Annotated in this window: 13 protein-coding genes; all 13 read right to left on the reverse strand. The window is 60.7% G+C overall.

Annotated elements, in window-relative coordinates; genetic code table 11:
* Positions 1–3: 3 nt before the first annotated feature.
* Positions 4–615 (reverse strand): chemoreceptor glutamine deamidase CheD, encoded by a 612-nt coding sequence (gene cheD / locus FAY22_RS09410; RefSeq protein ID WP_146329967.1) that lies wholly within the window; start codon positions 613–615, stop codon positions 4–6.
* A complete protein-coding gene (locus FAY22_RS09415) occupies positions 612–1,505 on the reverse strand; it encodes a CheR family methyltransferase (protein ID WP_146329968.1) in 894 nt (297 codons plus the stop codon). The genes cheD and FAY22_RS09415 overlap by 4 nt, the downstream gene beginning before the upstream one ends.
* A 326-nt stretch (positions 1,506–1,831) precedes the next feature.
* Positions 1,832–3,553, reverse strand: coding sequence for a methyl-accepting chemotaxis protein (locus FAY22_RS09420; RefSeq protein ID WP_146329969.1), 1,722 nt, complete (start codon positions 3,551–3,553; stop codon positions 1,832–1,834).
* Between the two features lie 57 nt (positions 3,554–3,610).
* The gene (locus tag FAY22_RS09425) at positions 3,611–5,320 is read right to left on the reverse strand and encodes a methyl-accepting chemotaxis protein (RefSeq protein ID WP_146329970.1); all 1,710 of its coding nucleotides are present in this window, start codon (positions 5,318–5,320) and stop codon (positions 3,611–3,613) included.
* A 125-nt stretch (positions 5,321–5,445) separates the two neighbouring features.
* The gene (locus tag FAY22_RS09430) at positions 5,446–5,955 is read right to left on the reverse strand and encodes a chemotaxis protein CheW (RefSeq protein WP_146333390.1); all 510 of its coding nucleotides are present in this window, start codon (positions 5,953–5,955) and stop codon (positions 5,446–5,448) included.
* 16 nt (positions 5,956–5,971) lie between these two features.
* Positions 5,972–8,164 (reverse strand): chemotaxis protein CheA, encoded by a 2,193-nt coding sequence (gene cheA / locus FAY22_RS09435; protein ID WP_146329971.1) that lies wholly within the window; start codon positions 8,162–8,164, stop codon positions 5,972–5,974.
* Positions 8,165–8,220: 56 nt separating this feature from the next.
* The gene (locus FAY22_RS09440; protein WP_040040860.1) at positions 8,221–8,586 is read right to left on the reverse strand and encodes a response regulator; all 366 of its coding nucleotides are present in this window, start codon (positions 8,584–8,586) and stop codon (positions 8,221–8,223) included.
* A gap of 65 nt (positions 8,587–8,651) precedes the next feature.
* The gene (locus FAY22_RS09445; protein ID WP_146329972.1) at positions 8,652–9,197 is read right to left on the reverse strand and encodes a chemotaxis protein; all 546 of its coding nucleotides are present in this window, start codon (positions 9,195–9,197) and stop codon (positions 8,652–8,654) included.
* Between the two features lie 50 nt (positions 9,198–9,247).
* Positions 9,248–10,192, reverse strand: a complete 945-nt coding sequence (motB, locus tag FAY22_RS09450; RefSeq protein ID WP_146329973.1) for a flagellar motor protein MotB — start codon at positions 10,190–10,192, stop codon at positions 9,248–9,250.
* 38 nt (positions 10,193–10,230) lie between these two features.
* Complete coding sequence (gene motA / locus FAY22_RS09455; RefSeq protein ID WP_146329974.1) at positions 10,231–11,091, reverse strand: flagellar motor stator protein MotA; 861 nt, start codon at positions 11,089–11,091, stop codon at positions 10,231–10,233.
* Between the two features lie 191 nt (positions 11,092–11,282).
* Positions 11,283–12,050 carry a class I SAM-dependent methyltransferase gene (locus FAY22_RS09460; RefSeq protein WP_146329975.1) on the reverse strand — a complete coding sequence of 256 codons (768 nt, stop codon included), beginning with the start codon at positions 12,048–12,050 and terminating at the stop codon, positions 11,283–11,285.
* 47 nt (positions 12,051–12,097) lie between these two features.
* Complete coding sequence (gene flhC, locus FAY22_RS09465) at positions 12,098–12,658, reverse strand: flagellar transcriptional regulator FlhC (RefSeq protein ID WP_146329976.1); 561 nt, start codon at positions 12,656–12,658, stop codon at positions 12,098–12,100.
* A 52-nt stretch (positions 12,659–12,710) separates the two neighbouring features.
* Positions 12,711–13,028 (reverse strand): flagellar transcriptional regulator FlhD, encoded by a 318-nt coding sequence (flhD, locus tag FAY22_RS09470; RefSeq protein ID WP_146329977.1) that lies wholly within the window; start codon positions 13,026–13,028, stop codon positions 12,711–12,713.
* Positions 13,029–13,338 lie beyond the last annotated feature (310 nt).

Genomic DNA, 13,338 nt, shown 5'->3' on the forward strand with positions numbered 1-13,338 from the left:
GACTCAACCGAACAGTTCGACGTCGCCAGACACAGGAGTCGTCTGGAGGCGGCTGGCGTAGTCCTGCTCCCGATTTACCAATGTATTGTTGTTCAGCTGCTTGAGTTTCTTGACCAGCACTTTACCGCTGCGCGGGAAAAAATACACCTTGCGCGGATAGATGTCGTTCAGGTCTTCGGCCACGATGCGGATATTCTCGGCGCGCAGATAACCACGCACGAACTGGGCGTTGCGCTCGCCGACATTGATCGCGATGAATCCGCGCAGGACGTTGCCGCCCCCGAACACCTTGGCTTCCAGGTTTTCCCTGCGGGCGCCTGCTTTCAGCAGATCGTTGATCAACACTTCCATCGCGTAGGTGCCGTAGCGCATCGACGCCGATACCGGGCTGTCGGCGTCTCCGCCGCCATCCGGCAGCATGAAATGATTCATCCCCCCGATGCCGGTGACGCGGTCGCGGATGCAGGCCGACACGCAGGAACCGAGCACGGTGACGATCATCATGTCCTTGCAGGTGTAGTAATACTCGCCCGGCAAAATCTTCGCCGCGTCGCAGTCAAAGGTCCGGTCGTAATAGACGTTCGTCGCAAAATGTTCTTCGATTGCGTAGCTCATAATTCTTTCTCAAGCCGGCGCGGCGGCGTCTGGCGCCCGGCCGCGCGATGCGGGTCCAACTCGTACACGGTTTTGCCGCGCAGCTTGAACGCATCGGATACATACAGAAAATTTTCGGAGTGCCCCGCAAACAGCAGCGCGTCCGGCTTCATCAGCGGCACGAAGCGCGACAGGATTTTACTTTGCGTGGGCTTGTCGAAATAGATCATCACGTTGCGGCAGAAGATCGCATCGAACTGGCCTGAAATCGGCCAGCTGTCGGCCAGCAGGTTCAATTGCTTGAACGTCACCATCTCGCGCAGTTCCGACCGCACCCGCACCAGCCCATCCTGCTGGCCCTTCCCCTTCAGGAAAAAGCGCCGGGCGCGATCCGGCTCCATCTTGTCGAGCCGGTCGAGGGCGTAGATGCCCGCGGAAGCCGTGTTGAGCACGTTGGTGTCGATGTCGGTGGCGATGATATGCGCCTGCGGCGCCATCGTGCCCAGCGCCTCGCACAGCGTCATTGCGATCGAATACGGCTCTTCGCCGGTGGAACTGGCGCAACACCAGATCGAAATCGGTTCCTTCCTGCCGCGTACATGGTCTGCAAGAATCGGAAAGTGATGCGCTTCGCGGAAAAAGCTGGTCAGGTTGGTCGTGAGCGCATTGGTGAATGCCTCCCACTCGCTGTCGTCGCCCTTGTTCTCCAGCGCATCGAGATAAGCCTGAAAGGAACGGATGCCGGTGGCGCGCAAGCGGCGCGCCAGGCGGCTGTAAACCATCTCCTGCTTGCTTTCGGCGAGCGCAATACCGGCCCGTTTATAAATCAGGTCCCTGACCCGGTCAAAGTCGCGAGCGGTGAACTCGAACTCCTTGGCGGCATCTGACTTGATTGGTCTCACTGAATTCATCTCGCCGAACTACTTTCCCTGTTTCGCACTGCCGGCAGTCGCCCGGATGCAATCCGGCGCCGCCTCCCTGTCCAGATCGGACCATGTCCCGAATTATGATTGTCCGGAACATGACATCATCAAAAGAAAAGAGCCGCATTACCCTGCCTGTTAGGAAAAAGACGGGCGTTTTCCACTTTTTGGCGCAATACGATGCCCGAAAGCGGAAGGTTCGGTGCATCCCACGGCGGCCCTACCGTCCTGCTCACGTACGCATATTACCTTAAGGCAATCAAATAAAGGTGCCTGTACACGCCGTCTGGCCCAACGCGACATAGCCGCCAAGCTCAGAATTCCTCCCAATCGTCGCCGCCGGTGCGGCTGACACGGCTAGCGGACGGCAGCCTGGCCGTGCCAGCCGCAAGCGGCCGCGGCGTGGCAGCGGTCTCCCGGCCTGGCCGCGGCGCACGGAGTGCGGCCGGGGCGGCAGGCTGAACCTGGATTGCCGGCTGTCCGACGGCCCCGGCCAGCTTGAACACGGCCACGGCCTGGCTCAGCTTGACGGCCTGATCCTGCATGCTTTCCGCCGCCGCCGCCGCTTCCTCCACCAGCGCCGCATTCTGCTGCGTCAATGCATCCATTTGCGTGACCGCCTGATTGACCTGCTCGATGCCGCTGCTCTGTTCCGCGCTCGCCGCCGCAATCTCGCTCATGATGTCGGCCACGCGCTTGACCGAGGTGACGATTTCATCCATGGTCTTGCCCGCCTCGTCGACCAGCCTGCCGCCGGCATCGACCTTTTCCACCGAATCGCCGATCAATGCCTTGATTTCCTTGGCCGCTCCCGCCGAGCGCTGCGCCAGGTTGCGCACTTCGGCGGCCACCACCGCGAAGCCGCGTCCCTGCTCGCCGGCGCGCGCCGCTTCCACCGCCGCGTTCAACGCCAGGATGTTGGTCTGGAACGCGATGCCGTCGATCACGCCGATGATGTCGACGATCTTGCGCGAGCTTTCCTTGATCGATCCCATGGTTTCCACCACTTGCCCGACCACATGGCCGCCCTTGAGCGCATGGTCGGAAGCGGACACCACCAGCTGGTTGGCCTGGCGCGCGTTTTCCGCGTTCTGCCGCACGGTCGAGGTCAATTCCTCCATCGAGGACGCCGTTTCCTCCAGCGAACTGGCCTGCGACTCGGTGCGCGCCGACAGGTCGGCATTGCCGCTGGCAATCTCGCGCGATGCCACGCCGATCGTGTCCGTGCCCTGCTTGATGTTCTTCACGGTATTGATCAGGTTTTCCTGCATCACCTTGAGTGAGTTGACGAGTCGCCCAGCTTCGTCACGCGACCGAACCTCGATAGCCGTCGTCAAGTCGCCGTTGGCAATCGAGTCGGCGATAAGGCCGGCGCTTTGCAGCGGTCCGGTAATGGTACGCGTGATGAAGAACGCGATGAATGCGCCGACGACAAGGGTGATGCTGCCGATAGCCAGCATCACCGTCTGCGTCACCAGGTAACTGTGCTGTGCCGCCTCTATTGTTTCCTTCATTTCCTTCTGCTGGTATTCCGCCAGGGCGACGAGGCTGGCGATCCACTTGTCATGCGCGGGCTGAAAATCCGACTTGAGCATGGCCGAGGCATCGAAAAAATTACCGCCCACTACCAGCGACTTGATCTTGTCGATGATCGGCATGGTCGCCTGCTTGTTTTCAACGGCGGTGGCCAGCAAGGTTTTGGCTTGTCCGGAGGTCGTGAATTTTTTCAAAGCCTCTTCCGACTTGGCATAAGTCGCCAGAATCGCTTCAAGCCGCTTGCCCTCGCGCTCGCCCTCGCTGGCGTCGGTTGGAGTGGCGATCCTGCGCAACGCCAGCGCGAGCGACCATCCCGACTCGCGCATTTCCATCGCATTGGTGAGATTGCCGACGTTTTTCTGGACGATCTGTTCCGCGCTTGCCTGCAGATCGCCCATGCGCCATAGCCCCAGCGCGAGCAGCGCGCTCGCGCAGAACAGGACAAGACCGAATCCCAGCGCAAGGCGCTTGCCGATGTTGAGGTCGGAAATCTTGAACATGATGCTTTCCTTTATCCTGGAAGAGATGGAAATGCCGGATGGCCAATCAAACCGCGCCTAAAACTCTTCCCAATCGTCGCCGTTGCCGCTCATAGCGGCAGGCGACGGCTTGATGGCGGGCGAAGACACTGTGCGGGAGAGAGTCGGCCTCACATTCGCGGCTGGCGTCGGCAATGCCGTCGCAGGCACGGCCGCCGGTTGAAGCGCCGACGCTGTAGGCATGGCGTTGCGCAGCTTGAACACGGCCACGGCCTGGCTCAGCTTGACGGCCTGGTCCTGCATGCTTTCCGCCGCCGCCGCCGCTTCCTCCACCAGCGCCGCATTCTGCTGCGTCAATGCATCCATTTGCGTGACCGCCTGATTGACCTGCTCGATACCGCTGCTCTGTTCCGCGCTCGCCGCCGCAATCTCGCTCATGATGTCGGCCACGCGCTTGACCGAGGTGACGATTTCATCCATGGTCTTGCCCGCCTCGTCGACCAGCTTGCCGCCGGCATCGACCTTTTCCACCGAATCGCCGATCAATGCCTTGATTTCCTTGGCCGCTCCCGCCGAACGCTGCGCCAGGTTGCGCACTTCGGCGGCCACCACCGCGAAGCCGCGTCCCTGCTCGCCGGCGCGCGCCGCTTCCACCGCCGCGTTCAGCGCCAGGATGTTGGTCTGGAACGCGATGCCGTCGATCACGCCGATGATGTCGACGATCTTGCGCGAGCTTTCCTTGATCGATCCCATGGTTTCCACCACTTGCCCGACCACATGGCCGCCCTTGAGCGCATGGTCGGAAGCGGACACCACCAGCTGGTTGGCCTGGCGCGCGTTTTCCGCGTTCTGCCGCACGGTCGAAGTCAATTCCTCCATCGAGGACGCCGTTTCCTCCAGCGAACTGGCCTGCGACTCGGTGCGCGCCGACAGGTCGGCGTTGCCGCTGGCAATCTCGCGCGATGCCACGCCGATCGTTTCGGTGCCCTGCCGCACCTGGCCGATGGTGTTGACCAGACTGTCGTTCATGTCTTTCAGCGCCTGCAGCAACTGTCCGGTCTCGTCCGACGAACGCACCTCGATCTGCTGCGAGAGATCGCCCGCCGCGACACTCCTGGCGACGCGCACCGCTTCGTTGAGCGGGACCGAAATCGCGCGGATCAGCCACGCTCCGACGAATCCGGCCATCGCCAGCCCGAACAGGATGGCGGCGATCGACATGTTGCGCACCATGGAATAAACGCTCTGGCTGTTTTCGAACTCGTCTTTCGCCACGTTCTGCTGCAGCTTGATGAGTTCGTCAAAGCTCACTTGCATCGGCGCGTAGTATTGCGCCATCGGCCCCTGCATGAGCTCCATCGTCATTTGCACGTTGCTTGAACGCTGGGCTTCGATCGCCGGGCGCAAGCCTTCCGCGATGAATTTCTTAAGGTTCTCGTTGAATTTGTCAGCCAGCTTTTTTTCGTCGGCGGTCAGCGGCCCGGACAGATAGGCTTCCCATGCCTTCGTTATTTCGGCGATGCGCTTTTCCGCCTCTTCCATTTTCTTGACGACGACGACCGGGTCGCCATTCATCGTTTCCGCGATCGCCATGCGGTCGGTATCGATGGCGCGGGCGACGAAATCGAGTTTCCCCATCGGCACCAGGCGCGTCTCGTACATCGTCCTGATCGATGTATTGGCGGAATGCAGGCTGGTCAGGCCGATGATGCCTCCGCTCACCAGCAGCAGAGACAGGAAACCGATCACGAATACCAGGCGCGACTTTATTGTGAGATTCTTGAGCATTTGTCTCCCCCTTGTGCGGCCAGTCGGTCGCCGGCACATGCCGGCGCGCCCTGTTCCGCAGCTAATAGTTGTTTTTGCCGCGGCGTGTTCCCGCCGCTTGCAACATTGCTCTATGTCCGGCCGTCTTATGCGGCCATTTTCTCGATCAGTCCCATCTCGGCGCTCGACATGAGCTTGTCGATGTCGACCAGGATCAGCATGCGCTGGTCGACGGTGCCCAGACCGATCAGGTGATCGGTGTTGAGCGCCGTGCCCATCTCCGGCGCCGGCTTGATCTGCTCCGGCGACAGGGTGATCACGTCCGAGACGCTGTCGACCACCATGCCGACCACCCGACCGCCGATATTCAGGATGATCACCACCGTGAACTGGTCGTAGGTCGGCGTGCCGAGGTTGAACTTGATGCGCATGTCGACGATCGGCACGATGATGCCGCGCAGGTTGACCACGCCCTTGATGAATTCGGGCGCGTTGGCGATGCGCGTGACGGTTTCGTAGCCGCGGATTTCCTGCACCTTCAGGATATCGATGCCGTATTCCTCATTGCCCAGGGTGAAGGCGAGAAATTCCTGGCCGGCGACGTCACGATCGGATTTTTCGCCGAGTGCCGGAGTGTTGATTTGCGCTGCTTGCATCATGTCGTTGTCCTTATCAGGAATAAATGGATTCGTCGCTGAGCTGCCGGCTCGAACGTAATAGCGCAGCGACGTCAATAATCAGGGCGACGCCGCCGTCGCCCAGAATCGTGGCGCCGGAAATACCGGCCACCTTGCGATAATTCGATTCCAGGTTCTTCACGACCACCTGCTGCTGCCCGACGAGATCGTCGATGAACAGCGCCGCCTTCCTCCCATCCGACTCGAGGATGACGACGATGCCTTGCGACGGATCGGTGAAGCGCGGCTCGATGCCGAACATCTGGTACAGGGGGATGAGCGGCAAGTACTCGCCGCGCACCTTGATCACGCGCCCCTGGCCCGTGATTTCCTTGACGTCGGCTGCATCGGGCTGCAACGATTCGACCACGTAGCCAAGAGGCAGGATATAGATTTCCTCACCCACCTTGATCGACATGCCGTCCAGGATCGCCAGCGTGAGCGGCAGGGAAATCGAGATCGTGGTGCCGAAGCCCTTGGCGGAGCGGATGTCGACCACACCGCCCATCGCGGTGATGTTGCGCTTGACCACGTCCATACCGACACCCCGGCCGGACACATCGGTAACCACTTCGGCCGTCGAAAAGCCCGGCGCGAAAATCAGCTGCCAGACATCGGAATCGGGCATCGAGTCGGACACCGCCAAGCCCTTCTCCTTCGCCTTGGCGAGGATCCTTTCGCGGTTCAGGCCGCCGCCGTCATCGGTGACTTCGATGATGATATTGCCGCCCTGATGGGCCGCGGACAGCGACAGCTTGCCCATCTCGCTCTTGCCGGCGGCAAGCCGCACGTCAGGCATTTCGATGCCATGGTCGATGCTGTTGCGCACCAGGTGGGTCAGCGGGTCGACGATGCGTTCGATCAGCCCCTTGTCGAGCTCGGTTGCGGCGCCGTGCGTGACGAATTCGATGCGCTTGCCGAGCTTGGTCGCCAGGTCGCGTACCATACGCGGGAAGCGGGAAAACACGTAATCCATCGGCATCATGCGGATCGACATCACCGCTTCCTGCAGATCGCGCGTATTGCGGGTGAGCTGGCTGACGCTGTTGAGCAGGCGCTCGTGGAGCATCGGGTCGAGCGAACCGGTACGCTGCTCGATCATGGCCTGCGTGATGACCAGTTCGCCGACCAGGTTGATCAGCTGATCGACTTTTTCGATCCCGACCCGGATCGATGTCGACTCGGAATTGTGGGCATTCCTTTCGGCGGCCCTGGGTGCCGCTTTTTTCTCCGCGGCCGCAGCGCCCGCGGCCTCGTGCCCGGGCCCGGAATCCGCTGCAACCGCCGCCTCCTGCGGCGCCGCCCTGGCCGAGGCTTCCTGCGCCTCGCGCGCCTCCTTCATGACAGGCGTTTCGAATCCGTCGAAGAATCCGTAGCCCTGCTTTTCTTCCTGCGCGACCTTCTCGGCAGCAACCTGTTCGGGCGTTGGTTCCAGCGGCTCGAAGAAACCGTAGCCTTGAGCCTCTTCCTGCGCCGCCTTCAACTCGGCGGCCGTCATCACGCGTGGCGGTGCTTCCTCGGAAATCTTCAGGTCCTTCGGGTCAAGGATAAACGAGCAGATCGCGACGATGTCGTCGGCGCTTGCATGGCCGACCAGCGTAAAGACGGCGTGTCCGTCGGCCTGCGTCGCCTTGCTGATCTGCCCCAGCAAGCCGAGCTCGGCCATCAGCGCCTCGACGTCGCGCTCCGGCGCCGGCGGCAGTTCGATCCGGAACTGGCGCATTCCATCTGCCGCAGCGACCGGCGCCTCCGTTTTCGGCGCCGTTTCCAGCGACGCGGCCGGCGCGGCCTTCGTCACCTCGCCCTGCGACAGCGACAGCAGCATCATGCGCGCGTCGACCACCGCTTCCTGGTCGACCGGCGTCTGCAGGCGGTGGCCGTCGAGCTGCATCTTGAGCACGTCCTTGGCGACCAGGAAGGCGTCGACGTGTTCCGCCGACAGCGCCATCTCGCCCTTGCGGATCTTGTCGAGGAGGGATTCCAGCACATGCGTCACATCGATCAGGTCGGTCAGGCCGAACGTGCCCGCACCGCCCTTGATGGAATGCGCGGCGCGGAAGATGGCATTGAGATCTTCCGGGTCGGGCGACGCGACATCGATCGCCAGCAGCAGCTTTTCCATTTCGGCGAGAAGTTCCTCGGTCTCGTCAAAGAATACCTGGAAGAACTGGCTCATATCGATGGTCATAACACCCTCTACGCTCTACATGTTTCTTATGTTGGTTTTCCGTGCCCCGCGCTGCGTTATCCGATGACCTTCTTGACCACTTCCGTCAAGCGCTGCGGATCGAATGGCTTGACCAGCCATCCGTTGGCACCGGCGGCGCGGCCCTTCGATTTCATCTCGTCGCTCGATTCGGTGGTCAGCATCAGGATCGGAACCTTCTGGTACGTCGGCAGCCCGCGCAGCGAACGGATCAGGGTCAGGCCATCCATGCGCGGCATGTTCTGGTCGGTCAGGACCAGGTCGAACACCTGCGTGCGGGCCTTGTCTAGGCCGTCCTGTCCATCCACTGCCTCGGTGACCTGATAGCCAGCGGCTCTCAGGCTGAACACCACCATCTGCCGTAGCGAGCCCGAGTCATCCACTGCCAATATCGTTTTTGCCATCTTTCTAACTCCCGCTGTTTCCGTTGTCCGGGCGTGACGCCCGTTTTCCTGATTTCCGATTCCGGTTAAAACAATTCGATGTCGCCGCTTTCCATGTGGGTCTGGCAGACCGCCTTCCACAACGCGCTTTCCAGCTTGACGCTCTGCTCTTCCAGCACCTTGTTGATTCCCTTGAGGGTCTCGACGATCTCTTCGGCTGAATTTTCCGATATGCCGGAACTGCCCGAGCCGACACCGCTCAGAACCTCGCGCAAGCCGATCACGCGCGTCACGGTGCGGCCGATCAGCTGGCTCGTCATGTCCTGGAACTGCAACCCGGTGACCGCCGCATTCACGTGCTGGCTGATTTCGCCATGCTTGGCCTTGAGCTTTTCCGCGATTTCGGGAGTGGGTTTTGCGCCGGACAGGAGCAGGTCGATCGTCTCCTGCTGCGCGGTGACGGCTTCGTGTATCGCCATGAAGCTGCCCCCCAGCTTGGTGATGGCTTCGCCCAGCAGGATGCTGGTCTGCACCAGGTCGGTCTCGACTTCCGTCAGGTGTTGTGTCCCATGATCCGACAAGTTGGATAACAGGTGCTTTACCTGAGATCCCAACATTTTTTCTCTTGTCATGAAATTATCCTGTCCACCCTCTCGTTGACTCGATCACGGATCGCGCAAGCTCACCGAGCCGCGGCGTCGATCACATCCTGCCTGACCTGCGCTTCGTTCGTAACCTCCACCGACCCGCCATCCTTCGATGCTGATTCTTCCGCTTTTTTATTCATCACAATGATGCTGATGCGCCGGTTGATCGGATTGAACGGATCGGCCTTGTCGAACAACACGGCCGACGACAGCCCAACCACGCGCAGCACCTTGGCCTCGTCCATGCCGCCCGCGATCAGCGCGCGGCGCGACGCATTGGCCCGGTCGGCCGACAGTTCCCAGTTGCTGTACCCCTTCTCTCCGCTGGCATATGGCGTGGCATCAGTATGCCCCGACAGGCTGACCCGGTTCGGCACGTCGTTCAACGCGCGCCCGATCTCGAACAGGATATCCTTGGTGTAGGGCTGCAGCTCGGCCTTGGCCAGGGCGAACATGGGCCTATTCTGCTCGTCGACGATCTGGATGCGCAAGCCTTCCGTCGTAATATCGAGCAGCAGCTGGTTCTTGAACTGCTTGAGCGCCGGCCGGGCGTCGATCGCGGCTTCGATTTTCTGCTTTAGCGCTTTCAGGCGATTGAGTTCGGCGCGCGCCAGTTCCGCCTGCACCGACGCGGTGTCGCTCCTCGACGTGTACAGGCGCTTCGGGCCAGGGTCCAGGTCGCTCTTCGTTACCTGCCCCACCTTGCGCGTCAAATCACGCCCGCCGCCCTGGATCACGCTGGAACTGTCGCCGCTGCCCGAACCGCCGGCCATGGCCACCTTGAGCGGCGTCTTGAAATACTCCGCGATGCCTTGCAGGTCGCCCTTAGTGGTGGAGCCGAGCAGCCACATCAGCAGGAAGAATGCCATCATCGCCGTGACGAAGTCGGCGTAGGCGATCTTCCATGCGCCGCCGTGATGGCCGCCGCCGGTCTTGTTCACCTTTTTTACGATGACTGGCCGTAGCCCTTCGTCTGCCATATCGACTTCCGCGTTGATGTTGACTTGATTGGCCGTGCTTACTTCGATTTGGATTGCTTGATGTGCTCTTCCAGCTCGGCGAACGAAGGCCGCTCGGTAGAGAACAGCACCTTGCGTCCGAACTCAACGGCCAGCGCAGGCGCATACCCGTTCAGGCTAGCCAAAAGCGTGACCTTGACGCACTCGAGCATCTTCGACGATTCGTGCAGTTTCTGCTCCAGCACGGTCGACAACGGACCGATGAAGCCGTAGGAAAGCAGAATGCCCAGGAAGGTGCCGACCAGCGCGTGCGCGATCAGGATGCCGAGCTCGGCCGGCGGCAGGCCGACCGATTCCATGGTATGCACCACGCCCATCACCGCCGCCACGATACCGAATGCCGGCATGGCGTCGCCCAGCTTGGCCACGGCATGCACCGGCACTTCTCCTTCGGCGTGATGCGTCTGGATCTCGTTGTCCATCAGGTTCTCGATCTGGAACGCGTCCATGTTCCCCGACACCATCAGGCGCAGGTAATCGGTCATGAATTCGATCACGTGATGGTCGTGCAGAATGCCGGGGTATTTGCTGAAGATCGGGCTTTCCTCCGGCGCATCGATATCGCCCTCGATCGACATCAGGCCCTCCTTGCGCACCTTGCTCAGCAATTCGAACAGGAGCGTCATCAGCTCCATGTAGAGCGCCTTGGTGTATTTCGAGCCTTTCAACGTCGTGGGCAGGGCCTTCAGAGTCGCCTTGACGGCCTTTCCATTGTTCCCGACGAAGAAGGCGCCTGCAGCGGCGCCGCCGATCATGAGCAATTCGACCGGCTGGACCAGCGCAGCGAGGTGTCCGCCCGCAAGCGCAAAGCCGCCGAATACGGCGCCTGTCACGATGAGGTATCCGAGAATGACTAACAAGGGTGATGCTCCGCTCTCAATTGATGGACTGCAGACAGCAGCCGGATTTTTTACCTGTACCCGCCAGCATAACAATCAGTTTATTCAAGCAAATGCCCGAACAGATGCCTGAAAGACGGCTTTCACTTCAATTACGGCGCGCAGTCCGGAAACTTGACGCCGCCTCCCGCGATTTTCATCGGTCTGTGGAGCTACATATGCCATCCATACAGAAGTGGCCCGCCAGTCGCCGGCGCCGTCGTCAGATCCGGCGCCACGCCTGGAATCGCAAACTCGTAGCTCAGCAGCAGCGCCCCGGGGCGCATTTCCGCGCGCGCCTTGCGCCATAGCGCCGGCATGGCCGCCGGCGACAGATATGCGAAAACGACGTCGTATTGCGCGAAATCGACACGCTCATAGTCGCCGCGCACGAAGCGCGCGCCGCTACGCGACGCGCGGCCGCGCAATGCACTGACCAGCCATGGCAACGGGGCGATCTCGATGCCGGTGAACGTACCGTCGCGGCGCGTACGCGCCAGATGCATCACCAGGCCGCCCAGTCCGCTGCCGACGTCGGCAAACCGCACCGGCCCGCCGGTCGGAAGCAGAGCACCAACCGCCGCCCAGGCGGCGCGATTGGAAGGATAAAACGGAACCTGCGTGCGGAACGTACTCCAGTACAGCGCGAGCAGTGCAACGAACGCGGCAAGGAAAATCCCCGGAGGAAGCTGCAGCGCCAGCATCGCGACCAGCGCCAAGGGGAACACTGCCTGGATCGCAAGCCACCAGGGAGCGAGGCCGAACAAGCGCGACAGCGATGCCGCGATCGCCCCCTGCAACAGCACGGCGACGGCAACCGTTGGCTGGCGAACCGATAGCAATGGCGCGGCGCCGGCGAGCGCCAGTACGAAAGCGAAGGCTAAAAGCTGGATCGATGCAGCGCGCATCGCGGGGGCACGCAGAATTGTTTTGCGGCTCATCGGTCGGAGCCCGTCATGGATGCGGGTCGATAATGCTTCCGGCTGCGTTACGCCAGCATTTCCGCCGCAGCGGAAGCGGCATCCTCTTTGGCCTTCTTGGTCTTCCCGGCGCGAGAAGGCATGTGGCACAAGCCGCAGACATAGTGGTTGTGCAAGTCGAGCTTGTGCACGACAAACTCACCCGCACATTTGCTGCAGCATGCGGTCGACAGCATCCTGCTTTCGAAAAAACGCACCAGGGTCCAGGCCCGCGTCAGCGACAGCACCGGCTCCCCGCTTGGATCGGGCTCAACCTGCTCCAGGTAGAGCTTGTACGCCTTCATGACCGCCTCGATCCCGGTGACACCGGCATGCTCCACCAGATATCTGTGGATATTGATGAACAGGGACGAATGGATGTTCGGCAGCCAGGTAATGAACCAGTCGGTCGAGAATGGCAGCATCCCCTTCGGCGGCGACACTCCCTTGAGTTCCTTGTAGAGCTTCAGCAGACGCTCGCGCGACAGCGTGGTTTCCGACTCCAGCAGCTGCAGGCGAGCGCCGAGATTGATCAGTTCAATCGCGAGCTGGATTTCCTGCGCTTCTGTCACCACACTTTTTTTTGCCATATTCAACCTCGTATTCATGCGTGCCATCCCGGCCCGCACAGCATCTTATTTTTCAGGAAATTTGCTCGACCGGCTGCCGCGCCATCAGGATGGCAGCATGCGAATGAGCCAGTTCGCGATCCTTGTTATAGTTAGTTAACATGCCGAGGATGTGGCCATCGTCGAAACGGAAGCGCGCCAGCATCATGTTGGTGCCGGCAAGTTTCAGGATTTGCGCATTGCTCAGCCCTTCGAGCAAATCTGCAATTTCACAGCTGATGCCAAGACGGAAAATCGCAGTTGCCTTATCGGCGCGAATCATTTGCTGGGCGAGCATCAGGTAGCTCAGATTCGCCTCACGAATTTCGGCAATCATGTCGTTCGTGTTCATTTTTCCATCTCTCCAATCCAGCGGACGCTGGTGAGAAGCATTCTGCTCGTTGGATTGCCAAGCGGAAATAGGTAGTTTTCGGTATTTTGCGTTGGAAATGACCCCAACAACATGTAGTCCTTTGTCCTACACGAATAACCATTCAGCCGCAGGCCGACATCCACCAAAGCAGCGAAAAGCCGCATGAATTCTAGCCTTGCGGCTTGTGCGCATGTCGCACCTGGAGGTATCTCAGATATTGAAAAATGACAGGAGGTGAGTACTACAAAGTCGGCGCACCACCACTAAAAACGCCACTTTTTCCGACGAC

It is taken from the genome of Noviherbaspirillum sp. UKPF54 (assembly GCF_007874125.1).
Lineage (GTDB): Bacteria > Pseudomonadota > Gammaproteobacteria > Burkholderiales > Burkholderiaceae_D > Noviherbaspirillum.

Excerpts from the sequence above, each read along its gene's own strand:
- cheD (WP_146329967.1), bottom strand. The coding sequence starts at position 615 with ATGAGCTACGCAATCGAAGAACATTTTGCGACGAACGTCTATTACGAC.
- FAY22_RS09415 (WP_146329968.1), bottom strand. The coding sequence starts at position 1,505 with ATGAATTCAGTGAGACCAATCAAGTCAGATGCCGCCAAGGAGTTCGAG.
- FAY22_RS09420 (WP_146329969.1), bottom strand. The coding sequence starts at position 3,553 with ATGTTCAAGATTTCCGACCTCAACATCGGCAAGCGCCTTGCGCTGGGA.
- FAY22_RS09425 (WP_146329970.1), bottom strand. The coding sequence starts at position 5,320 with ATGCTCAAGAATCTCACAATAAAGTCGCGCCTGGTATTCGTGATCGGT.
- FAY22_RS09430 (WP_146333390.1), bottom strand. The coding sequence starts at position 5,955 with ATGCAAGCAGCGCAAATCAACACTCCGGCACTCGGCGAAAAATCCGAT.
- cheA (WP_146329971.1), bottom strand. The coding sequence starts at position 8,164 with ATGACCATCGATATGAGCCAGTTCTTCCAGGTATTCTTTGACGAGACC.
- FAY22_RS09440 (WP_040040860.1), bottom strand. The coding sequence starts at position 8,586 with ATGGCAAAAACGATATTGGCAGTGGATGACTCGGGCTCGCTACGGCAG.
- FAY22_RS09445 (WP_146329972.1), bottom strand. The coding sequence starts at position 9,197 with ATGACAAGAGAAAAAATGTTGGGATCTCAGGTAAAGCACCTGTTATCC.
- motB (WP_146329973.1), bottom strand. The coding sequence starts at position 10,192 with ATGGCAGACGAAGGGCTACGGCCAGTCATCGTAAAAAAGGTGAACAAG.
- FAY22_RS09460 (WP_146329975.1), bottom strand. The coding sequence starts at position 12,050 with ATGAGCCGCAAAACAATTCTGCGTGCCCCCGCGATGCGCGCTGCATCG.
- flhC (WP_146329976.1), bottom strand. The coding sequence starts at position 12,658 with ATGGCAAAAAAAAGTGTGGTGACAGAAGCGCAGGAAATCCAGCTCGCG.
- flhD (WP_146329977.1), bottom strand. The coding sequence starts at position 13,028 with ATGAACACGAACGACATGATTGCCGAAATTCGTGAGGCGAATCTGAGC.